A 21,697-nucleotide genomic window follows, 5' to 3' on the forward strand; every position below is an offset into this window, starting at 1 on the left:
TTCTCAACCGGACTCCCAAAAGCTGATGTCTGCGCCTTATGGTGGGCGCCCTAATACGCCTGCTTGGCGTCGGCCTCTTCGCTGGTCTGGATCAGATCGAGGCTCGCTTCGATCTTGCCGAGCAGTGCCGAGAGCTGCTTGCGCTCCTGCGCCGAGAGGCAGGCGAGGATCTCGTCCTCTCGCCGCAGCAATTGCGGGAACAGCTCCTCGTAGAGCGCGCGTCCCTTCTTCGTCAATTGCAGGCGGAATTCGCGGCGGTCGGCTTCGTTCTCGACGCGCTCGATCAGTTGCTCATTGAGCAGCGTGGTGACCGCGCGGCTGATGGTGGATTTGTGCGTGCGGGTACACTGGGAAATGTACTGCGCACTGCAGGCATCGTTACGGAAGCCGAGCGTGGCGATGACGCGCCAGGCCGGAATGTCGAGGCCGTGGCGTTCCTGATATTCGACCGACAGCGCGGAACTGACCTCCGCCGCGAGCCGGTTGAGGCGGAACGGCACGAACTTGAACAAATCGAGCCGCGGCTTGGGCCGCGTTGAAGCCTCGTCGGCCGCGCGCGCTTTGAGCGCGATGTCGCTGGATGTCCTCGCCAAGGAGAGCGCTCCGAATTCCAGTTGACGGCCGGCCGGCTCCGGTCCAAAATAGTTGCACGTGAGACTATCTAGCAGATCGATCCTGTCCTGACCAGAGCCGAGGTTCGTGTATGGCGCCGGCCAATACCCCTCACGCCAAGACCCAGTTCGGCTACCGCCGTCACCCCGATCAGGACCGCCCCGGGTCGAGCCCCGCGGAGCATCCGGTCGTGATCGTCGGCGCGGGCCCGGTCGGCTTGTCGCTGGCGATCGATCTCGCCCAGCGCGGCCAGCGCGTCGTGCTGCTGGATGATGCCGACCGCATCGGCGAGGGCTCGCGCGCAATCTGTTTCTCGAAACGCTCGCTGGAATATTGGGACCGGCTCGGCGTCGGCGACCGCATGGTCGAGAAGGGCGTGGTGTGGAGTGTGGGGCGGATCTTCCACGGCGAGTCGCAACTCTATCAGTTCAACCTGTTGCCGGAAGACGGGCACAAGCGGCCGGCCTTCATCAATCTCCAGCAATATTACGCCGAGGCTTATCTGGTCGATCGCATCAACGATCTGCCTGATATCGACCTGCGCTGGCGCAACAAGGTGACGGCGCTCGAGCAGCGCAACGATTCCGTGGCGCTGACGATCGAGACGCCGGAGGGCGCCTATCGCCTGCATGCGCAATATGTCATCGCTTGCGACGGCGCGCGCTCCTCGCTGCGGCAGATGGTCGGTGCGGAATTCGCCGGTCAGGTGTTCGAGGACCAGTTCCTGATCGCCGACGTCAAGATGACGGCGGAATTCCCGACCGAGCGCTGGTTCTGGTTCGATCCGCCGTTCCATGCCGGGCGTTCGGCGCTGCTGCACCGGCAGCCCGACGATGTCTGGCGCATCGACCTCCAGCTCAACCGCTATGCAGATCCGGTTCTCGAGAAGAAGCCGGAAAACGTGCGGCCGCGGATCGCCCGCATGCTCGGCCACGACAAGTTCGAGTTCGAGTGGATCTCGCTCTACAAATTCCAATGCCGGCGGATGGACCGCTTCATCCATGGCCGCGTGGTCTTCGCCGGCGATTCGGCGCACCAGGTCTCGCCCTTCGGCGCGCGCGGCGCCAATTCCGGACTGGAGGACGCCGAGAACCTGTCCTGGAAGCTCGACCGCGTGCTGCGTGGCAAATCGCCCGCGAGCCTGCTGGAGAGCTACCATCTCGAGCGCAGCATGGCGGCTGACGAGAACATCCGCGAATCCACCCGCTCGACCGACTTCATGGCGCCGAACTCGCACCAGGAGGCGCGGCTGCGCAAGGCGGTGCTGTCGCTGGCCAAGGAGACCGAGTTCGGCAAGCGCATGGTCAATGGTGGCCGGCTCTCCGTGCCGTGCAGCTACGACACGCCGTTGTCGTCGCCAGACGCCGATGCCTGGGCCGGTGGGCCTCGGCCCGGCTGTTCCATGCTCGATGCGCCCGTTGCCCAGCGAGGCTATCTGACCGATGCCTTCCGCAAGGGCGGAACAGACTTCACCTTGCTGTCGTTCAGCAATGGCGTTGGGTTTGATGCGCCCGATAGCGTGAAGAACATTCGCATCGGCGGCGAGGAAGGACTGGGCGATCCCTCCGGCCTCGTCGCCAGGCGCTACGACGCGGGGCCGGGCGCAGCCTATCTGCTCAGGCCCGATGGCTACGTGGCGGCGCGCTTCCGCCATCCGACGCGCCAGGCAATCGCAGCGGCATTGTCTCGGGCCGAAGGGCTGAATTGAGGTTCCGCATGCCGCTGTCCACCAGCTCGAACTTCGCACGCCCCGACGATGCGTTCCGCGCCATCGTCGAGGCGCATCGCGGTCTGACCGAGGAGCAGAGCGCCGATTTCGACGCGGCGCTGGTGCTGATCCTCGCCAACCATATCGGCGACATCGACGTCCTGCGCGAGGCGATCGGACTGGCCAAGCGCCGCATGATCGACGGTCAGCAGCAACAACAGCAACAACAATAACTGGGTAAGGACGAATTGATGGCGAAGAACTTCGCATCCACCGGCGATCTCGCCGAGAAGAAGATCACCTTCTCCGAGATCGGCACCGATCTCTATGCCTTCACCGCCGAGGGCGATCCCAACACCGCCGTGATCGTCGGCGACGATGGCTGCCTCGTGTTCGACGCGCAGGCAACGCCGGCGATGGCGAACAAGGTGATCGAGCGCGTGCGCACGGTCACCGACAAGCCGATCAAATATGTCGTGCTGTCGCACTATCACGCCGTGCGCGTGCTGGGCGCCTCCGCCTATCACGCCCAGGGCATCGTCGCCTCGCAGGAGACCTATCGGCTGATCGCGGAGCGCGGCCAGCAGGATTGGGATTCCGAGTACGGCCGCTTCCCGCGCCTGTTCCAGGATGCGCAGAGCATTCCCGGCCTGACCTGGCCGACACTGACCTTCGAAGGCGAGATGTCGATTTACCTCGGCAAGCGCGAGGTGCGCCTGATGCAGCTCGGCGCCGGCCACACCTCCGGCGACATCGTCGCTTGGGTCCCCGATGCGGAGGTGATGTTCTCCGGCGACCTCATCGAATATCACTCGGCCTGCTATTGCGGCGATGCGCATTTGCGCGAATGGCCGATGACTCTGAACGAGATCCGCAACTTCAATCCGAAGGCGATCGCGCCGGGCCGCGGCGATGCGCTGAAGGGCACCGCTACGGTGCGCGAGGCCATCGCGATGACACGCGACTTCGTCACCTCGCTCTACGGCGCCGCCGAGATCTCGGTCGCGAAGGGCCGCACGTTGAAGGAATCGATGGCGGCGACGCGCGAGGTGATGGATCCGAAATTCTCGAGCTTTGCCATCTACGAGCACTGCCTGCCGTTCAACGTGTCGCGCGCCTACGACGAAGCGTCCGGAATCGACGACCCCGTGATCTGGACCGACAAGCGCGACCAGGAAATGTGGGCTGCCTTGCAAGGAGGAGGATAGTCATGAACATCAATACCTCGCCTGACCAGATCATCCGCAGCTCGGCCCAGGTGACGCCGGGCTACATGTCCGGCTTCGGCAATTCTTTCGAGACCGAGGCGCTGCCGGGCGCGTTGCCGATCGGGCGCAACTCGCCGCAACGCTGCGCCTACGGGCTCTATGCCGAGCAGCTCTCCGGCTCGCCCTTCACCGCGCCGCGCGGCAGCAATGAGCGCTCCTGGCTCTACCGCATCCGCCCCTCGGTGAAGCATTCCGGCCGGTTCGAGAAGGTCGATGCCGGCCTATGGCGTTCGGCGCCGTGCCATGAATACGACCTGCCGATCGCTCAGCTGCGCTGGGATCCTACGCCGCTGCCGAAGGAGGATGTCACCTTCGTCCAGGGCGTGCAGACCATGACGACGGCGGGTGACGTCAACACGCAGGCCGGCATGGCCGCGCATGTCTACCTCATCACCAAGTCGATGGTGGACCAGCATTTCTACGATGCCGACGGCGAGCTGATGTTCGTGCTGCAGCAGGGCAATCTTCGCCTCGTCACCGAGTTCGGGCGCATCGATGCCGAGCCCGGCGAGATCGTGGTGATCCCGCGCGGCGTCAAGTTCCGCGTCGAGATTCCGAACGGCCCGGCGCGCGGCTATCTCTGCGAAAACTACGGCGGCGCCTTCACGCTGCCCGAGCGCGGTCCGATCGGCGCCAATTGCCTCGCCAATGCGCGCGACTTCCTGACGCCGGTGGCAAACTACGAGGACAAGGACACGCCGACCGAGCTCTACGTGAAATGGGGCGGCTCGCTGTTCAAGACGACGTTGCCGCATTCGCCGATCGACGTCGTCGCCTGGCACGGCAATTACGCGCCCTACAAGTATGATCTGCGCACCTTCTCTCCCGTCGGCGCGATCGGCTTCGACCATCCCGATCCCTCGATCTTCACGGTGCTGACCTCGCCCTCGGAGACCGCCGGCACGGCGAATATCGACTTCGTTATTTTCCCGGAGCGCTGGATGGTCGCCGAAAACACCTTCCGGCCGCCTTGGTACCACATGAATATCATGAGCGAGTTCATGGGCCTGATCTACGGCGTCTACGACGCCAAGCCGCAGGGCTTCGTCCCCGGCGGCATCTCCTTGCACAATTGCATGCTGCCGCACGGCCCCGACCGCGACGCCTTCGAGCACGCCAGCAACGGCGAATTGAAGCCGGTGAAGCTGACCGGCACCATGGCCTTCATGTTCGAGACCCGTTACCCGCAGCGCGTCACCGCACACGCCGCGAAGTCCTCGACGCTGCAGGACGATTACGCCGATTGCTGGAACGGCCTGGAAAAGCGGTTCGATCCGAGCAAGCCGTAAGGTCTCTTACCCTCCCCTGGAGGGGGAGGGTCGCTCGCGTCAGCGAGCGGGGTGGGGTGACAGACTCTCCACTGAGGCGGTGCCCGAGTGGAGAGATCACCCCACCCCGTTTCGCATTCCGCTTCGCTTCATGCGAACCGACCCTCCCCCTCCAGGGGAGGGTGACACCGTCACCGCTGTGCCACGGGAAACCCATGCCCCATCCCAACGACCCCAGCCTCCGCTCCTTCATCGCCGTCGATCCCGCCTCGGACTTCCCGATCCAGAACCTGCCCTATGGCGTGTTCTCGACTGCGGCCAACCCGACGCCACGCGTCGGTGTCGCGATCGGCGATTACGTGCTCGATCTCTGGGAGCTCGAGCAGGATTCCCGGCTCGACGTCGGCGCGCTCGGCGTGTTCTCGGGCCCCTCGCTCAATCCCTTCATGGCGCTGGGGCCGAAGGTCTGGACCAAGACCCGCGCACGCATCAGCGAGCTCTTGCGCGCCGATCATCCGGAGCTGCGCGACAACGAGGAGCTGCGCAAGCAGGCCCTGGTGCCGATGCGCGAGGCCCGACTGCACCTTCCGTTCGCCGTCGCCGGCTACACCGATTTCTATTCGTCCAAGGAGCACGCCACCAATGTCGGCGTGATGTTCCGCGGCAAGGACAATGCGCTGCAGCCAAACTGGCTGCACATGCCGATCGCCTATAACGGGCGCGCCTCGACCGTCGTGGTCTCCGGCACCAGGGTGAAGCGGCCGCGCGGGCAGCTGAAGCCGCCGAATGTCGAGTTGCCGAGCTTTGCACCGTGCAAGCGGCTCGATTTCGAGCTGGAGATGGGCGTCGTGATCGGCCAGCCGTCGCCGATGGGCGGCATGCTCACCGAGACCCAGGCCGAGGAGATGATCTTCGGCTTCGTGCTGCTCAACGACTGGAGCGCGCGCGACATCCAGCAATGGGAATATGTGCCGCTCGGGCCGTTCCTGGCCAAGGCGTTCGCGACCTCGATCAGTCCCTGGGTGGTGACGCGCGAGGCGCTGGAGCCGTTCCGCCTGAACGGGCCGGAGCAGCAGCCGGTGCCGCTCGATTATCTCAAGCAGACCAAGCCCCAGAACTACGATGTCGAGCTCGACGTGTCCTTGCGCGCTGCCGGCATCAATGCGCCGGCCAGCATCAGCCGCACCAATTTCAAATACATGTACTGGTCCTCGGTGCAGCAGCTGATGCACCACGCCTCCTCAGGCTGCGCCATGAATGTCGGCGATCTCCTCGGGAGCGGCACCATCTCCGGGCCGGAGAAGAACCAGCGCGGCAGCCTGCTCGAGATCAGCTGGAACGGCACCGAGCCGGTCGAGTTGCCCGGCGGCGCCAGGCGCTCGTTCCTGGAGGACGGCGACAGCCTCGTGATGCGCGGCTGGTGCCAGGGCAACGGCTATCGCGTCGGGTTCGGCGAGGTCGAGGGGACGATTTTGGCGGCGGAGTAGCCTCGGTCGCCGCCACGACTTCCGTCATTGCGAGCCACCGGGTCCGCGCAAAGCGCGGCCCGATGACAGGCTCCGCGAAGCAATCCAGAATCTTTCCGCAGGGGCAGTCTGGATTGCTTCGTCGCAAGGGCTCCTCGCAATGACGTGGAGAGACCTACCGCCTCTCCGGCGGCACGTCGCGCACCCGCGCGCAATGCGCCGCGACATCCTCCACGCTGTACTTCAAATGCACCCGCTTGTCGGACGGCACCTGCCTGGTCGTGCACACGCCCGGCCGCCATTCCCGCGCCGGCCTGATCGGGCGCGGGGCAAACCCGCCGCCGCAATTCGGGCAGACATTGAACAGCTTGGTCTCGACGCAGTCCGCACAAAACGTGCATTCATAGGAGCAGATCCGCGCATTGGTCGCGTTCGGCGGCAGATCGCAATCGCAATATTCGCAGTTCGGTCGCAGCTGGAGCGCCATGTTGAATCTCCGCATATGGAGCTGCGATCATCGCAGATCGTGCGCTGCGCGCGAATGCCGCAGTTCCCTCGATTTCAGCCGGGCTTGATCTCCTTGAGCGGCAGCTTCGAGCTTTCCTTCAGCCGGTCCAGCACGATCGAGGAGCGCACATGCGCCACGCTCTGGTGCGGCATCAGCACGTCGTTGACGAGGTTGGAGAGACCCTTGAGATCGCGCAGCACAGCCTTGAGCACGTAGTCGGCGTCGCCCGTCAGCGAATACGCCTCCTGGATCTCGTCGATCCGGTTCACCAGCGCGCGGAAGCGCTTTGAGTTGTCCGGCGAGTGTGTCGCAAGCCCGACCTGGATGAAGGCGATCACGCCGAAGCCCAGTGCCTCGCTGGAGAGGTCGGCGTGATAGCCCGCGATCACCTTCTCCTCCTCCAACCGCATCCGACGCCGCGAGCATTGCGAGGCCGAGAGACCGGCGAGCTCGGCCAGCTCCTGGTTGGTGAGGCGGCCGTCGTCCTGGAGCGCACCCAGGATCTTGAGGTCGAAGGCATCTACGGAAATCATGCGCGTTCTGTCCATTTGATGCACGGATCGTGCATATTATAGCCGATTGGTGCCCCGTTTGCACGCTCCTTGCGCGCCCCATGAAGGATAGTTCGTGCCAGCAGCCATTTGGGAGAACACCATGGGTCCGTTTCCGCACGATGCACCGCCGGCCACTATTAGTGCCGACAATCCGATGGGCACCGACGGCTTCGAGTTCGTCGAATACGCGCACCCTCATCCGGAAGAGCTGCACGCTTTGTTCAAGCTGATGGGCTATGCGCCTGTCGCGCGCCACAGAACCAAGAAGATCACGGTCTATCGCCAGGGCGACATCAATTATCTCGTCAACGAGGAGCCCGGCACCCACGGCACTGATTTCGTCGCCGCGCACGGCCCCTGCGCGCCGTCGATGGCGTTTCGCGTCGTCGATGCCAAGGCTGCCTATGACCGCGCGATCGCGCTCGGCGCCGAGCCCGCCGATGTGTCGTCTGCGCAGAAGACGCTCGATGTCCCCGCGATCAAGGGCATCGGCGGCAGCCTGCTCTATCTGGTCGATCGTTACGGTGCCACGGGCTCGGCCTATGATGCCGAATTCGAATGGCTGGGCGCGCGCGATCCCAAGCCGGTTGGCGCCGGCCTGTTCTATCTCGACCATCTCACCCACAACGTCCATCGCGGCCGCATGAATGTCTGGGCCGGCTTCTACGAAAAGCTGTTCAACTTCCGCCAGATCCGCTTCTTCGACATCGAGGGCCGCGCCTCCGGCCTGTTCTCGCGCGCGCTGACCAGCCCCGACGGCAAGATCCGCATTCCGATCAACGAGGACGCCGGCGATTCCGGCCAGATCGAGGAATATCTGAATATCTATCGCGGCGAAGGCATCCAGCACATCGCCTGCGGCTGCCGCGACATCCACCGCACCATCGAGGGTCTGCGCGAGGCCGGCTTGCCGTTCATGCCGTCGCCGCCCGACACCTATTTCGAGCGGATCGACGCGCGCCTGGCAGGGCATGGCGAGGATGTTGCACGGCTCAAGAAGAACGGAATCCTGATCGACGGCGAGGGCGTGGTCGATGGCGGCCAGACCAAGGTGCTGCTGCAGATCTTCTCGGCCAACGCGATCGGGCCGATCTTCTTCGAGTTCATCCAGCGCAAGGGCGACGACGGATTCGGCGAGGGCAATTTCAAGGCGCTGTTCGAATCGATCGAGGAGGACCAGATCCGGCGCGGCGTGTTGAAGGTTGGGAACGCGGCGTAGGCCGCCGCCGTCACGCACACTGCCGTAGGGTGGGCAAAGCGAAGCGTGCCCACCTACCTGCCGAACTGATGCGAAGACGTGGGCACGGCGCTTCGCGCCTTTGCCCACCCTACGCGACCTTTGCCGGCGCTAGATCTATCGCGTCCACGCCTTCATCACCGCGCCGATCTCCGCCGCCTCCGGCTCGCGCGCCGCCGACGGCGTGCGTGAGAATCGCGGCGCGGGCGCCGGCTGCTTCACGCCGTGGCGCTCGATGAAGACGTTGCGGGCGACCATGTGCGGATGCTGTGTCGCCTCCGACATGGTCAGCACCGGCGCGAAGCAGATGTCGGTGCCTTCCATGATCTTGCACCAATCCTCGCGCGTCTTGCTCTTGAACACGGCCTTCAGCTTCTCCTTCAGCGCCGGCCAGGCCTTGCGATCCATCTGCGCGTCGAAATCGGCGTCGGTGAGGCCGGCGTGCTCGCGCAGCAGCGCGTAGAATTGCGGCTCGATCGACCCGATCGAAACGAAGTGCCCGCAGGCGCATTCGTAGACGCCGTAGAAATGCGCGCCGCCGTCGAGGAAGTTCTGGTTGCGCGCCTCGGTCCATCGTCCCATCGTGGTCATGTCGAAGAAGAACGACATCAGCGAGGCCGCGCCGTCGCACATCGCCGCGTCCACCACCTGGCCCTTGCCCGACCTCTGCGCTTCCAGCAGTGCCGCCAGCACGCCGACGACGAGATAGAGCGCGCCGCCGCCGAAATCGCCGACCAGGTTGAGCGGCGGCACCGGCGCTTCCTTCGTGCCGATCGCGGCAAGCGCGCCGGTGATGGAGATGTAGTTGATGTCGTGGCCGGCGGCGTTGGCGAGCGGGCCTTCCTGGCCCCAGCCGGTCATGCGGCCATAGACCAGCTTCGGGTTGCGCGCGAGCACGACATCCGGCCCGAGGCCGAGCCGCTCCATCACGCCGGGGCGAAAGCCTTCGACCAGCGCGTCTGCGCTCGCGAGCAGATCCAGCACTTGCGCGATCGCCGCCTTGTCCTTGAGGTCGAGCTCGATCACCTTGCGGCCGCGCCCCGCCACCGACTTCATGCTCTTCTTCGCGCCGACGCGGTCGAGCGTGACGACGTCGGCGCCCATGTCGGCCAGCATCATGCAGGCGAACGGGCCGGGCCCGATGCCGGCGAATTCGACGATGCGGAAGCCCGAGAGCGGGCCGGAAGTGCGGACGGAGGAGGTGGGGGCTGGTTTGTCGAGCACGTTGTTGTTTCCTCGGGTCGCGGGCGCATGCGCCTGATGCGGCAATCGCCTCTGACGTTTCTTCTGTTGAGCGAGTTAATCGGCCGATTAACTTTTCCCGCCTTCACGCCGACGAGGCAAGCGGTTTTCATGCCGCACGGCCAAAATAAAACGGCGCGCACCGAAGTGCGCGCCGCGGAAAATTTGCGTGGAGACGCTAGAGCATGATCCGGAAAAGTGCGTAGCGGTTTTCCGAAAAGATCATGCTCAAACAATAACCTAAAGCGCGATGACGATTCATCCTAATCGCATCGCGCTTTAGTCGGACCGTCAGCGCGCAGCGGCGACCGCGCGTTGTGCCATCACCTTGATCAGATTGGCGCGATACTCTGCCGTGCCGTGGATGTCGGCCAGCAATCCGTTCGCCGAGATGCTGACGCCGTCGATCGCCGACGGCGACCAGTTCGCCTTCAGCGCCGCTTCGATCGCCGGCACCCGCATCACACCGGTTTGCGAGGCGCCGGTGGCGGCCACCCGAACCTCGCCCGACTTGGTCTGTGCCACGAACACGCCGGTCAGCGCGAAGCGCGACGCCGGATGCCGCATCTTCTCGTAGCCTGACTTCGCCGGCACCGGGAACGACACGGCGGTGATGATCTCGCCATCTTCCAGCGCCGTCGTGAACAGGCCCTGGAAGAAGTCATCCGCCGCAATCGACCGCTTGTTGGTCTTCACGGTGGCGCCGAGTGCGAGCAGCGCCGCCGGGAAATCCGCGGCTGGATCATTGTTGGCGATCGAGCCGCCGATCGTGCCGCGATACCGCACGGCGGGATCGCCGAGCACCGAGGTGAGATAGGCAATCGCGGGGATCGCCTTCTTCACATCGCCATTCGTCATGATGTCGTAATAGGTCGTCGCGGCCTTGATGGTCAGCGTGTCGCCCGACAGCTCGACGCCCTGCAGCTCCTTGATCTTGCCGAGATCGATGACGTCGGAGGGGCTAGCAAGGCGCTGCTTCATGACCGGAAGCAGCGTCTGGCCGCCGGCGAGGAACTTCGACTCGCTGCCCTTGGCGAACAGGCTGGCGGCTTCGTCGACCGAGGAAGCGCGATGATAGGTCGTCTGGTACATCTTCGGTCCTCCCTTAAGCCGCGTGGATCGTGCGCCACACCCGGTCGGGGGTTGCGGGCATTTCCAGATTGTTCTTGCCGATCGCATCCGTGATCGCGTTGATCACGGCTGCCGATGCGCCGATCGCGCCGGCCTCACCGCACCCCTTGATGCCGAGCGGATTGCCCGGGCACAGCGTCGTGGTGTGGGACAGGTTGAACGACGGCACGTCGTCGGCGCGCGGCATGGCATAATCCATGAACGAGGCCGTGACCGGCTGGCCGTTGGCATCATAGATAGCATGCTCGAGCAACGCCTGCCCGATGCCCTGCACGAGGCCGCCATGGACCTGGCCTTCGACGATCATTGGATTGATCAGCCGGCCGAAATCGTCGGCCGCGACGAAGTTGACGAAGGAGGTCTTGCCGGTGCCGGGATCGACCTCGAGCTCGCAGATATAGGCGCCGGCCGGGAAGGTGAAGTTGGTCGGATCGTAGAAGGCGCTCTCCTTCAGGCCCGGCTCCATCCCGTCAGGCAGATTGTGCGCCGTATAGGCCGCGAGCGCGACCATCGGCAGGGCAATCGCCTTGTCGGTGCCTGTTACCTTGAACTCGCCGTTCTCGATGACGATGTCGGCTTCCGACGCTTCCAGCGCGTGCGCCGCGATTTTCTTGGCCTTGGATTCCATCTTCTCCATCGCCTTCAGGATCGCGGTGAGGCCCACGGCCGCCGAGCGCGAGCCATAGGTGCCCATGCCGAACTGCACCTTGTCGGTGTCGCCATGAACGATCGAGACCTGGCTGATCGGAACCCCCAGGCGCTCCGCGACGAGCTGGCAGAAGGTGGTCTCGTGGCCCTGACCGTGGCTGTGCGAGCCGGTGAGGATCTCGATGGTGCCGACCGGGTTGACTCGCACCTCGGCCGATTCCCATAGGCCCACGCCGGCGCCCAGGCTGCCGACCGCCTTCGACGGCGCGATGCCGCAGGCCTCGATGTAGCAGGATACGCCGATGCCGCGCAGCTTGCCGTCCGCCTTCGCCTTGGCCTTGCGCGCAGGGAAGCCGGCATAGTCGATCGCCTTCATCGCCGTATCGAGGGAAGCGTTAAAGTCGCCGGTGTCGTAGGCCATGATGACAGGCGTCTGGTGCGGGAACTGGGTGATGAAGTTGGTCCGCCTCAACTGGGCCGGATCGACGTTCAGCTGCCGCGCCGCCGTCTCCATCAGTCGTTCGATCAGATAGCTCGCCTCGGGCCGGCCCGCGCCGCGGTAGGCGTCGACCGGCGTCGTGTTGGTGTAGACCCCGATCACCTCGGCGTGGATCGCCGGGATGTTGTACTGGCCCGACAGCAGCGTCGCGTAGAGATAGGTCGGCACCGAGGACGAGAACAGCGACATGTAGGCGCCGAAATTGGCGTAGGTCTTCACCTTGAGGCCGACGATCTTGTTGTTGGCGTCGAAGGCCATCTCGGCATGGGTGATGTGATCGCGGCCATGCGCGTCGGTGAGGAAGGCTTCGGTGCGGTCGCCGGTCCACTTGACGGGACGGCCGACCTTCTTCGAGGCCCATAGCGCCACCATTTCCTCGGGATAGATGAAGATCTTGGAGCCGAAGCCGCCGCCGACGTCGGGCGCGATCACGCGCAGCTTGTGCTCGGGGGCGATGTTGTAGAACGCCGAGAGCACGAGACGCGCGACGTGCGGGTTCTGCGACGTCGTATAGAGAGTGAAGTGCTCCTCGGCGGTGTCGTAATCGGCGATCGCCGCGCGCGGCTCCATCGCATTCGGCGCGAGCCGGTTGTTGGTCACGTCGAGCTTCACCACATTGGCGGCTTTCGAGAAGGCGGCATTCACCGCGCCCTCGTCGCCGATCACCCAGTCATAGACCTGGTTGCCGGGCGCCTCGGGATGAAGCTGCGGCGCGCCGGACTTGATGGCGGCGTGCATGTCGGCGACCGCGGGAAGCTCCTCGTAATCGACCACGACGGCTTCCGCCGCGTCGCGCGCGAGATTCCTGCTGTCGGCGATCACGACCGCAACCGCCTGTCCGACGAAGCGCACCGTCTCCGGCGCCATCGCCGGCCATGCGCCCATTTTCATCGGGCTGCCGTCCTTGGAGGTGATGGCCCAGCCGCAGATCAGGTTGCCGACCTTGTCGTCGACCAGCTGCTGTCCGGTGAGCACTGCGACCACGCCCGGCATCTTCAGCGCCGCGGACGAGTCGATCTTCTTGACCTTCGCGTGCGCGTGCGGGCTGCGGATGAAATAGGCATGGGTCATGCCCGTCAACTTGATGTCGTCGACGTAACGGCCCTTGCCGGTAATGAAACGCTTGTCTTCCTTGCGCACCACGCGTGCGCCGATGCCTTCAACACCCATGTCTGGTCCTCCCGACCGGAAGTTTCTTTGACCGCGCTGTCCATCGACAGCTGCGACGGTGGTACTTGTTTCGAGGCGCGCCGGTTACTCGGCCGCCTGCGAGACCTTCATGCGGCCGGCCGCATCCAGCACGGCCTTGACGATGTTGTGATAGCCGGTGCAGCGGCAGATATTGCCTTCGAGCTCGGTGCGGACGGTCGCCTCGTCGAGCTGTCCACCATGGCGCTGCACGATGTCGATCGCCGACATGATCATGCCCGGCGTGCAATAGCCGCACTGCAGGCCGTGATTGTCGCGGAAGGCGGCTTGCATCGGGTGCAGCTCGTCGCCCTTGGCGATGCCCTCGATCGTGGTGACGTTGGCGCCGTCGGCCTGCGCTGCCAGCATGGTGCAGGATTTCACCGCACGGCCGTCCATGTGCACGACGCAAGCGCCGCACTGGCTGGTGTCGCACCCGACATGGGTGCCGGTCAGGTTGAGGTGATCGCGCAGGAGCTGGACCAGCAGCGTGCGGTCCTCGACATCGACAGCAACGGCCTTGCCGTTGACCGTCAGTTTGACTGTAGACACTTGAAGTCCTCCCAAAGTGATTTTGATTGGTTCTAATTAGAGACAGCGCGAACGAAACTTTGCAACTGGGTTTTTGCTGACCGCGGTCATGGAAGGGTCATCGTGGTGACGGTCGCCGATGTGCGATTCGGCCACGATGTCTCGTGCCGCCGCCGTCACGTGCTGCGACGTTGCGAAAGACACGCGGAAAGTCGCAACTAGCCTCTGCGATGGCGTGCTCGGCTGCCACCATAATAGGCGCGTGACCTGGTCGCGCGTGCCGTGGTCATCCTAGCCCCTTGCCCCTGGACTTCGGTCCGGTCGTGCGTCCTTCCTCCCTCGGGTGCCTTGCTCGTTGCGCGAATAGGAGCATGCGCCCCCGCCTTTGTAATCGCGATCTTGGTAGTAGGACGTCACGGCTTAAGTCTTTGATTTTGCTTATGGCAGTGCAGCGAAGTGCCGCCGTCAAGCCGCGTCGGCCAGTACAGCCCACTCCGTCATTCCGGGGCCCGAGCGGAGCGAGGGAGCCCGGAATCCATCGGGCCGCAGAGTCCGCGCGGAAATGGATTCCGGGTTCGCGCCAAGAGGCGCGCCCCGGAATGACAACGAGTGAATGGTCCGAAAAAGCAGCACTAGTACTTCCTGGCGATTGAACGCGGCCGCGCGCCCTCCTAGTGGAGCCGTACAAGCAACGGCAACAAGGGTGGAAGCGATGCAGATGAACGACAGTCAACGGATCCCGGCGTCGAAGGCCACGGTGTGGGCTGCGCTCAACGATCCCGAAATTCTCAGCCGCTGCATTCCCGGTTGCCAATCGCTCGAGATGGCATCGCCGACCGAGATGACGGCGACGGTGGTGCTGAAGGTCGGCCCGGTGAAGGCGACATTCAGCGGCAAGGTGACGCTGACCGATATCGATGCGCCGAACGGCTATCGCATCGTCGGCGAAGGCGCCGGCGGCGTCGCCGGCTTTGCCAAGGGCGGCGCGAAGGTCAGGCTGGAGGAAGAAGCGCCCGACGTCACCATCCTGCACTATGAGGCCGATGCGCAGATCGGCGGCAAGCTCGCACAGCTCGGCTCGCGGTTGATCGACTCGACGTCGCGAAAACTCGCCGCGAACTTCTTCGAAAGTTTTGCAGGCGTGGTAGCGCCATCATCGTAACCCAGGGGCGGCAGGGCTGTCGGATCCGAGTTTTTTTCCTGCAGCCATCCTTCGAGACGCCCGCTTTGGGCGGGCTCCTCAGGATGAGGGCGGAGTGCGCGGCAGCAGGTTCAACAAGCGCCGATGCTGATTAGCCTCATCCTGAGGAGGCGCGTAAGCGCCGTCTCGAAGGACGAGGCGTGCGCGCAGGCCAGCGCCACAAGGATATGCGATACACCGCGATGCGCGGAGAGAATCGGATTGCGGCGCGATGTTGCCCACATCCGATGGCGCATTTCGAGCTGCAAAACAAGGGCAGGACGTGAGGCGCGACAACGAGATGAGCGGCGAAAGCCGCCAATGATTTGCACTACTACCTTCCGCCTATACTAAGCGCGAAAAAGCGATGCTGTAATTTCGAACGATGGCTCGCAGGCGAACTGCCCATCACGAGCGCAACGCGCTCAGGCGCCCAACGAGGCGTGCACAACAACACCGCGGAGGGATACATGACCTTTGGAACGAAGGGCTTCTTGGCCGGCATCTCCATGATAGCGATGCTTGCCGCCGTTACACCTGGCGTTCGCGCCAACGACTCCCTGCTCAAGGCGCAATCCGATTCGAATCAATGGGCGTTGCCGGCCACGATTACGGCAACACGCGGTTCAGCCCGCTCAAGCAGATCAACACCGAGAACGCCGGCAAGCTGACGCTCGCTTATTCCTTCTCGCTGGCGTCGCTGCGTTCGAACGAATCCTCGCCGATCGTCGTCGGCAACACGCTGTACGTTTCGAGCTCGTGGGGTCCGAAATACGTCTATGCGCTCGATGCGGCGACGGGGCAGCGCAAATGGACCTGGGAGCCCGACATTCCCGAGGACGTGCTGCAATACGCCTGCTGCGACGTGAACAGCCGCGGCGTATCCTATGCCGACGGCAAGATCTTCGTCGGCCGCCTCGACGGCAAGCTGACGGCGCTCGATGCCGCGACCGGCAAGTCGCTGTGGACGGCGAAGGTGGTCGACTACAAGCAGGGCTCGGTCATCACCTCGCCGCCGCTCGTCGTGCGCGACAAGGTCATCACCGGTTTCGGCGGCGGCGAATACGGCGTGCGCGGCGCGCTGCTGGCCTTCGACATCAACACCGGCAAGCAGGTGTGGCAGACCTACACCGTTCCTTCGCCGGAGGAACCCGGTGGCGATTCCTGGAAGGGCGATTCCGCCCAGCATGGCGGCGGCGCGGCCTGGCTGGTCGGCTCCTACGATCCGAAGAGCGACACGGTCTATTGGGGCACCAGCAATCCCGGTCCGTGGAACACGGCGGTGCGTTCGACCGGCGACGGCAATTTCGGCAAGCTGACCAACCTCTACACGGCTTCGACGCTCGCGCTCGATCCCAACACCGGCAAGATCAAGTGGCACATCCAGACCACGCCGGCCGACGCCTGGGACTATGACGGCGTCAACGAAGCCGTGCTCGCGGATCTCAAGATCGGCGGCAGCACCGTTCCGGCCCTCATGAAGGCGGACCGCAACGGCTTCTTCTTCGTCGCCAATCGCGAGACCGGCAAGGTGCTGTCGGCGGAGAAATACGTGTTCTCCAACTGGGCCCAGAAGTGGGACGTCGCCACGATGCGCGCGGTCGAGGATCCCGACAAGCGTCCCGGGCCGAACCATCCGGCCAAGGACATCTGCCCGAACCTGATCGGCGGCAAGAACTGGCAACCGATGTCGTACAACCCGCAGACCGGCCTCGTCTACATCCCGTCCAACAACGTCTGCATGGACTGGTCGGTCAGCGATGTCGCCTACAAGCGCGGCGTGTTCTATCTCGGCGCCGAATTCCCGACCAAGGAAGGCCCCGGCGGCTTCCTCGGCGAGCTCGTCGCCTGGGATCCGGTCGCGCAGAAGAAGGTCTGGTCGATCAAGGAAGACCTGCCCTTCAACGGCGGCACGCTGACCACCGGTGGCGGGCTCGTGTTTGCCGGCAACATCCATGGCGACTTCCGTGCCATCGATGCGAAGTCCGGCAAGGTGCTGTGGAGCAAGAATCTCGGCTCCGGCATCGGCGCAGGCCCGGTGACCTATCAGGTCGACGGCAAGCAATATGTCGCCATCGTCGTCGGCCGCACCGCTGCGCTGCCTGCGTTCCTGGGCGAGGTAGGAAAGAAGATGACGGCCGCAGCTCCCGAGGGCGGTTCGCTCTTCGTGTTCTCCGTCCAGTGACAACTCGCGCGCGTATCCTCGAGGTGACGGGATACGCGCGCGCTTTCTCCAGACTTTAGCCGCGGCATCGGGCGTGCCTGGTGTCGCCGTGCCTGGCTCAACAAGCGCCGGCGCAACAAAGCCAACGCAAGGGAGACGAGGATGCGTCCGAATCATTCCGCCACCGGTGCGAGCCGACATCGCGCCATCGCAGGTCTGCTGGCATGTGCTGCCGCCGCGCTGATCGGTCCGGCCTCGTCACTGCAGGCTGAGGAAGCGCAGCCGTTCCGTCTCTGCGCCGATCCGACCAACCTGCCATTCTCCAGCGACAGCTCGTCGAAGCCGGGTTTCTATGTCGAGATCGGGCAGGCCCTGGCGCAGGCGCTCGGCCGGCCGATCGCCTACGACTGGTACAAATCCTATTTCGGCAAGCGCACCGTGCGCGTCACGCTGCTCGGCAAGCAGTGCGACGCCATGATCGGCCTGCCGCGGTCCGAGGATTTCATGGGCCCTGCCGTGATCTTCTCCGAGGCCTTTGCGAAGGAGGGCTATGCCCTCGTGGCTGCCAAGGGCGCGGCGGTCGGCGGCATCGACGGCCTCAAGGGCAAGCGTGTCGCCGTGCAGTTCGCCAGCACGCCGCAAAACCTGCTCGCGAGCCGCGACGACATCCAGAAGGTGACGGTGCTGTCGCCCGAGGAGGGCATGCAGGCGCTCGACCAGGGCAAGGCCGACGTCGCCTTCATCTGGGGACCGGTCGCCGGCTGGCTGAACAAGACCAGCTACGACGGCCGCTACCAGATCGAGCTCACCGAGGGCGAAGGCCTGTCATGGGATGCCGCCATCGGCTTCGCCAAGACCTCGACCGAGCTGCGCGACCGCGTCAATGCCGTGCTGCCGCAGCTTCAGGGCACGATCGGCGAGCTCGCCGCGAAATACGGTTTGCCGAGCGGCGCGCCGGTTCGCTTCGGTGCGGTGCCGGCGGTCACGACGGGGACGGGAACCGGAGCCGGTGTGGTGCAGGTCGCCAATGTGGTGGCGACCGAGACCAAGGGCGACGCGGCCGCGGCAGGCGCTGAGGCCGTCGGCGCGGGCAAGGAGATCTTCAACGGAACCTGCGCGCATTGCCACGGTCCCGACGCGATCCAGAGCGAGCGGAAGATCGATCTGCGGCTGCTGCGTCACCGCTACGGCGACGAGATGCGCGAGAAGTACTGGACGACCGTGCACGAGGGACGGCCGAACAAGGGCATGCCGGCCTGGAAGGAGGTCTATACCGATGACCAGTTCGACAGCATCTATTCCTTCCTGCTGACGGTCCAGACCGAATCGAACGACTGAACGGTCTTGACCGAACCCGATCAGGAGGATGTGGTAGCGTCCATCCGGCACCATCCCGGTGCCGGACGGATTTCGGATGGTTCCGCCTCTTCCGCTGCGGCGGCGGATGCCCATACGGTGCAGCATTCGGCGGTGCAGTCCTGTGAAGGCGCCATGACCAGCTTCCTGATCGTCGACGATCATCCGCTGTTTCGCGAGGCGCTCGGCAATGCGGTGCGGCTGGCCTTGCCGGAGGCGCGGATTGTCGAGGCGGTGTCGATCGAGGATGCCCTTCATATCCTGACGGCCGAGCAGGGCGAGGGCATCGACCTCGCGCTGCTCGATCTCTCGCTGCCGGATGCGACCGGCTTCTCCGGCTTTCTGCGCTTGCGCGAGGCCCATCCGCGCCTGCCTGTCGCCATCGTGTCGAGCGAGGAGGACCAGCGCGTCGTCCGCGAGGCGCTGGAGCTGGGAGCCGCCGGTTATCTGCCGAAGTCGCTGTCGAAGCGCGAGCTGGCGCAATCGATCGAGGGCGTGCTGAATGGATCGGTATCGGTGCCGAAGGATTTCGTGGCAACGCCGCAGCGGCGCCGGGCCGAGGCCAGCAAGGCGCTCGAGGTCAAGCTGCGCGAGCTTACCCCGCAGCAGCTTCGCGTGCTCGAGCTGCTGCGGCGCGGCTATCCGAACCGGCAGATCGGCCAGGAGCTTCAGCTCGCCGAATCCACGGTGAAGGCGCATATCACCGAAATTCTGCGCAAGCTCGGCCTGTTTAGCCGCAACAAGGCGATCATCGAGATCGGCAAGATGGACCTGCCGGATCCCAAGGCCCGGCCTTATGCGCGGGCCGACCGCGGGCGGCCGCAATGACGCGGAAGGTCCCGCTTGATGTGGATCAAGCCGGTCTGATCCGGCTGGGACATTCTCGTTTCGACACCGACCCCGTCGATCCTCTGGCCGATCAACCAGGAATGGCTCACACGTGATGCGATTTCTGATCGTCGAAGACCATCCGTTGTTTCGCGAGGCCCTCGAGGGCGCGCTCCAGTTGGTGGCGCCGGCCGCCGAGATCCTTCAGGCGACGTCGGTCGACGGTGCGCTCGAGCAGGCCGCGGCGGCTGCCGAGCTCGACCTCATCCTGCTCGATCTGTCGATGCCGGGCACCACAGGCCTTTCGGGGATCATCCGCATCCGCAAGGCCTTTCCCAAGATTCCGGTCGTCATCGTGTCCGGGCATCAGGATCCGCAGATCATGTCCGGCGCCTTGTCGCTCGGCGTCTCCGGCTACATCCTCAAATCGTCCTCCAAGCAGGATCTGGCGCAGTCGATCGGCGAGGTGCTGCGCGGCGCGGTCTGTGTCCCTGCCGCCTATCGCGGGCTGGTCCGCCCGCAACGCGCCGCCGGCCCCGCGCAGGATCTCCTGAAACGCCTGCACGAGCTCACGCCGCAGCAATTGCGCGTGCTCGAAATGCTCAAGCGCGGCCTGCAGAACAAGCAGATCGCCTTCGAGCTGAATATCTCCGAGACCACGGTGAAGGTCCACGTCTCCGACATCCTGCGCAAGCTCAACGTGCTCAGCCGCACCAAGGCCATCGTCGAAATGTCCCGGATCGATTTCGCGACGCTGGCCAGCGAGGGGGCTCCGGCACGGCGCGAGCATGCTCCGCCGGATCGGCAGTGATTAGAATCCCGCTTTTTGCCAGGCGGGACTTGTCGCAGCGGCAGCTAATTCATTGACACGTCAAAGCCATATCACGCTGTAAGATGCTACCGGTACGGTGCATGGGGTTGTTTTCAACTTTTGATGTGCGCCAAGTGCGGCTTCAGCTCAGCAGGAACGACAGCAGCGCCCGCATCTCCGCGGGCCTGATCGGCTTCTTCAGCACTTCGAGCCCCTGGAGGCTCGCCTGCTTCGCCGCCTGTTCGGAATAGTCGGCGGTGATGATCATGGCGGGCGTGTCGAGCTTCAAATGCTCCCGCACGTCGGTGATGGCCGACAGGCCGCTCTCGCCGTGATCGAGATGGAGGTCGGCGATCACGACATCGGGCGCGCCGCCGAGCTCGTTGAGGCGCACGAGCGCGTCCGCGCCCGATCGCGTGGTCGCGACGTCGCAGCCCCATCCCTCCAGCAGCGCGGCCATCGCCTCCGAGCCGTTCGGATCGTTCTCGATCAGCAGGATCTTGGCGCCTTCGAGTCCGCTGTAATCGTAGTGACGCGCGGCGGGCGCGACCTCCTGCACCTCGTCGGCGACGTCAGCGAGGTCGGCCGGCTCCAGCTCCAGGGTGAAGGTCGATCCCCTGCCGAGCTGCGACGACAGCCGCACCTCGTGCCCGAGCTCGCTTGCGAAGCGGCGGACGATGGAGAGGCCGAGCCCGAAGCCGGCCTGGTCGGCCGCCGTGGCATCGCCACGCTGGAATTCGCGGAAGATCGCCTCCTGCTGCGCCTGCGCGATGCCGGGTCCGGTGTCGGAGACCTGGACGCAGATCTGGCCGCCGCGCGGCCGGCATCCCATCACGACGCCGCCGCTGCGGGTGTAGCGAATGGCATTGGCGAGCAGGTTCTGCAGGATCCGCCGCAGCATCATCGCATCCGACATCACCGCCAGCTTTGAGCTGCGGATGCGCAAGGACAGGCCTTGCCGCGCGGTGACCGGCTCGAATTCGTTGCGGAGCTGCTCGAACAGGGGCGCCAGCGCGATCGCGCGCACGTCGGGCTTGAGCGCGCCGGCGTCGAGCTTGGCGATCTCCAGCAGTGAGCGCAGCAGGTCCTCCAGCATCACCAGCGAGCGGCTCGCCTGGTCGATCAGCACGCCCGCTTCCTGCGACTCCATCATCTCCGTCAGCGCGGACAGGGTCAGGCGCGCCGCGTTGAGTGGTTGCAACAGATCGTGGGTGACCGAGATCAGCACCGAGGATTTCAGCGAGCTTGCCGCTTCCGCCTGCTGCTTGGCGCGGTAGAGCCCCTCATTGGCGCGCTCGACCGAATGCAGCGCTTCGCGCAATTGGTGCGTCCGGTCGCGAACCTTGTGGTCGAGCGCGATGGCGGTTTCGAACAATGAAAAGGCGTTGAGCTGCTGGTCCATCGAGCGCTCGACGCGCGACATCAACGCCGCATTGATCTTCCTCAGCTTGGCGGCCTCGCGCCTGAGCTGGTCGACCGCATCAGGCCCCTGCCACAT

19 protein-coding genes are annotated in these 21,697 nt (G+C 64.7%); 11 read left to right on the top strand and 8 right to left on the bottom strand.

The features are described 5' to 3' along the window. Window positions 1–50 precede the first annotated feature (50 nt). Window positions 51–593, bottom strand: coding sequence for a MarR family winged helix-turn-helix transcriptional regulator (locus tag ACNJYD_RS02500; protein WP_439365229.1), 543 nt, complete (start codon window positions 591–593; stop codon window positions 51–53). A gap of 110 nt (window positions 594–703) precedes the next feature. Here ACNJYD_RS02500 and ACNJYD_RS02505 point away from each other — a divergent pair, with 110 nt between their 5' ends. The 5 genes from ACNJYD_RS02505 to fahA all read left to right on the top strand — a co-directional run bounded on the left by ACNJYD_RS02505 (window position 704) and on the right by fahA (window position 6,343). After that, entirely contained in the window at window positions 704–2,320 is a 1,617-nt protein-coding gene (locus tag ACNJYD_RS02505; RefSeq protein ID WP_439365230.1) for an FAD-dependent oxidoreductase, read from the top strand. A gap of 8 nt (window positions 2,321–2,328) precedes the next feature. Further along, complete coding sequence (locus ACNJYD_RS02510) at window positions 2,329–2,553, top strand: DUF2783 domain-containing protein (RefSeq protein ID WP_025032749.1); 225 nt, start codon at window positions 2,329–2,331, stop codon at window positions 2,551–2,553. Between the two features lie 18 nt (window positions 2,554–2,571). Beyond that, on the top strand, window positions 2,572–3,528 hold the full coding sequence (locus ACNJYD_RS02515; RefSeq protein WP_439365231.1) for an MBL fold metallo-hydrolase: 957 nt from the start codon (window positions 2,572–2,574) through the stop codon (window positions 3,526–3,528). A 2-nt stretch (window positions 3,529–3,530) separates the two neighbouring features. After that, a complete protein-coding gene (gene hmgA / locus ACNJYD_RS02520) occupies window positions 3,531–4,877 on the top strand; it encodes a homogentisate 1,2-dioxygenase (RefSeq protein WP_439365232.1) in 1,347 nt (448 codons plus the stop codon). Between the two features lie 194 nt (window positions 4,878–5,071). Continuing rightward, on the top strand, window positions 5,072–6,343 hold the full coding sequence (gene fahA, locus ACNJYD_RS02525) for a fumarylacetoacetase (protein ID WP_439365233.1): 1,272 nt from the start codon (window positions 5,072–5,074) through the stop codon (window positions 6,341–6,343). A gap of 154 nt (window positions 6,344–6,497) precedes the next feature. Here the strand turns inward: fahA and ACNJYD_RS02530 are convergent, their stop codons facing one another. Then, window positions 6,498–6,809: a DUF1272 domain-containing protein gene (locus tag ACNJYD_RS02530; RefSeq protein WP_439365234.1), complete on the bottom strand. Its 312-nt coding sequence runs from the start codon at window positions 6,807–6,809 to the stop codon at window positions 6,498–6,500. Window positions 6,810–6,883: 74 nt separating this feature from the next. Continuing rightward, window positions 6,884–7,363, bottom strand: a complete 480-nt coding sequence (locus ACNJYD_RS02535; protein WP_036045971.1) for an Lrp/AsnC family transcriptional regulator — start codon at window positions 7,361–7,363, stop codon at window positions 6,884–6,886. 121 nt (window positions 7,364–7,484) lie between these two features. Here ACNJYD_RS02535 and hppD point away from each other — a divergent pair, with 121 nt between their 5' ends. Beyond that, the gene (gene hppD / locus ACNJYD_RS02540) at window positions 7,485–8,603 is read left to right on the top strand and encodes a 4-hydroxyphenylpyruvate dioxygenase (RefSeq protein WP_439367569.1); all 1,119 of its coding nucleotides are present in this window, start codon (window positions 7,485–7,487) and stop codon (window positions 8,601–8,603) included. 135 nt (window positions 8,604–8,738) lie between these two features. On the opposite strand, the gene ACNJYD_RS02545 is transcribed toward hppD, so the two are convergent. The 4 genes from ACNJYD_RS02545 to ACNJYD_RS02560 all read right to left on the bottom strand — a co-directional run bounded on the left by ACNJYD_RS02545 (window position 8,739) and on the right by ACNJYD_RS02560 (window position 13,881). Next, window positions 8,739–9,845, bottom strand: coding sequence for a CaiB/BaiF CoA transferase family protein (locus tag ACNJYD_RS02545; protein WP_439365235.1), 1,107 nt, complete (start codon window positions 9,843–9,845; stop codon window positions 8,739–8,741). A 309-nt stretch (window positions 9,846–10,154) separates the two neighbouring features. Beyond that, window positions 10,155–10,955 (bottom strand): FAD binding domain-containing protein, encoded by an 801-nt coding sequence (locus tag ACNJYD_RS02550; protein ID WP_439365236.1) that lies wholly within the window; start codon window positions 10,953–10,955, stop codon window positions 10,155–10,157. Between the two features lie 13 nt (window positions 10,956–10,968). Beyond that, window positions 10,969–13,311, bottom strand: a complete 2,343-nt coding sequence (locus ACNJYD_RS02555) for a xanthine dehydrogenase family protein molybdopterin-binding subunit (RefSeq protein WP_439365237.1) — start codon at window positions 13,309–13,311, stop codon at window positions 10,969–10,971. Between the two features lie 84 nt (window positions 13,312–13,395). After that, a complete protein-coding gene (locus tag ACNJYD_RS02560; RefSeq protein WP_439365238.1) occupies window positions 13,396–13,881 on the bottom strand; it encodes a (2Fe-2S)-binding protein in 486 nt (161 codons plus the stop codon). A 697-nt stretch (window positions 13,882–14,578) separates the two neighbouring features. Between ACNJYD_RS02560 and ACNJYD_RS02565 the strand changes: the two genes are divergently transcribed. From ACNJYD_RS02565 to ACNJYD_RS02585, 5 genes are all read left to right on the top strand, one after another. Beyond that, window positions 14,579–15,022 carry an SRPBCC family protein gene (locus ACNJYD_RS02565; RefSeq protein ID WP_439365239.1) on the top strand — a complete coding sequence of 148 codons (444 nt, stop codon included), beginning with the start codon at window positions 14,579–14,581 and terminating at the stop codon, window positions 15,020–15,022. A gap of 607 nt (window positions 15,023–15,629) precedes the next feature. Then, window positions 15,630–17,225, top strand: a complete 1,596-nt coding sequence (locus ACNJYD_RS02570) for a PQQ-dependent dehydrogenase, methanol/ethanol family (protein ID WP_439365240.1) — start codon at window positions 15,630–15,632, stop codon at window positions 17,223–17,225. Between the two features lie 141 nt (window positions 17,226–17,366). Next, window positions 17,367–18,542: a c-type cytochrome gene (locus ACNJYD_RS02575; protein ID WP_439365241.1), complete on the top strand. Its 1,176-nt coding sequence runs from the start codon at window positions 17,367–17,369 to the stop codon at window positions 18,540–18,542. 153 nt (window positions 18,543–18,695) lie between these two features. Then, window positions 18,696–19,388 carry a response regulator gene (locus ACNJYD_RS02580; RefSeq protein ID WP_439367570.1) on the top strand — a complete coding sequence of 231 codons (693 nt, stop codon included), beginning with the start codon at window positions 18,696–18,698 and terminating at the stop codon, window positions 19,386–19,388. A 115-nt stretch (window positions 19,389–19,503) separates the two neighbouring features. Beyond that, complete coding sequence (locus ACNJYD_RS02585; RefSeq protein WP_439367571.1) at window positions 19,504–20,199, top strand: response regulator; 696 nt, start codon at window positions 19,504–19,506, stop codon at window positions 20,197–20,199. Window positions 20,200–20,341: 142 nt separating this feature from the next. On the opposite strand, the gene ACNJYD_RS02590 is transcribed toward ACNJYD_RS02585, so the two are convergent. Continuing rightward, entirely contained in the window at window positions 20,342–21,697 is a 1,356-nt protein-coding gene (locus tag ACNJYD_RS02590) for a hybrid sensor histidine kinase/response regulator (protein WP_439367572.1), read from the bottom strand.

Origin of the sequence: Bradyrhizobium sp. SPXBL-02 (genome assembly GCF_051853065.1) — a bacterium.
Lineage (GTDB): Bacteria > Pseudomonadota > Alphaproteobacteria > Rhizobiales > Xanthobacteraceae > Bradyrhizobium.

Coding starts and splice junctions, on each gene's coding strand:
- ACNJYD_RS02590 (WP_439367572.1), bottom strand. CDS start 21,697: ATGTGGCAGGGGCCTGATGCGGTCGACCAGCTCAGGCGCGAGGCCGCC.
- ACNJYD_RS02555 (WP_439365237.1), bottom strand. CDS start 13,311: ATGGGTGTTGAAGGCATCGGCGCACGCGTGGTGCGCAAGGAAGACAAG.
- ACNJYD_RS02510 (WP_025032749.1), top strand. CDS start 2,329: ATGCCGCTGTCCACCAGCTCGAACTTCGCACGCCCCGACGATGCGTTC.
- ACNJYD_RS02515 (WP_439365231.1), top strand. CDS start 2,572: ATGGCGAAGAACTTCGCATCCACCGGCGATCTCGCCGAGAAGAAGATC.
- ACNJYD_RS02570 (WP_439365240.1), top strand. CDS start 15,630: ATGGGCGTTGCCGGCCACGATTACGGCAACACGCGGTTCAGCCCGCTC.
- ACNJYD_RS02530 (WP_439365234.1), bottom strand. CDS start 6,809: ATGGCGCTCCAGCTGCGACCGAACTGCGAATATTGCGATTGCGATCTG.
- hmgA (WP_439365232.1), top strand. CDS start 3,531: ATGAACATCAATACCTCGCCTGACCAGATCATCCGCAGCTCGGCCCAG.
- ACNJYD_RS02535 (WP_036045971.1), bottom strand. CDS start 7,363: ATGATTTCCGTAGATGCCTTCGACCTCAAGATCCTGGGTGCGCTCCAG.
- fahA (WP_439365233.1), top strand. CDS start 5,072: ATGCCCCATCCCAACGACCCCAGCCTCCGCTCCTTCATCGCCGTCGAT.
- ACNJYD_RS02580 (WP_439367570.1), top strand. CDS start 18,696: ATGACCAGCTTCCTGATCGTCGACGATCATCCGCTGTTTCGCGAGGCG.
- ACNJYD_RS02585 (WP_439367571.1), top strand. CDS start 19,504: ATGCGATTTCTGATCGTCGAAGACCATCCGTTGTTTCGCGAGGCCCTC.
- ACNJYD_RS02550 (WP_439365236.1), bottom strand. CDS start 10,955: ATGTACCAGACGACCTATCATCGCGCTTCCTCGGTCGACGAAGCCGCC.
- ACNJYD_RS02575 (WP_439365241.1), top strand. CDS start 17,367: ATGCGTCCGAATCATTCCGCCACCGGTGCGAGCCGACATCGCGCCATC.
- ACNJYD_RS02505 (WP_439365230.1), top strand. CDS start 704: ATGGCGCCGGCCAATACCCCTCACGCCAAGACCCAGTTCGGCTACCGC.
- ACNJYD_RS02565 (WP_439365239.1), top strand. CDS start 14,579: ATGAACGACAGTCAACGGATCCCGGCGTCGAAGGCCACGGTGTGGGCT.
- hppD (WP_439367569.1), top strand. CDS start 7,485: ATGGGTCCGTTTCCGCACGATGCACCGCCGGCCACTATTAGTGCCGAC.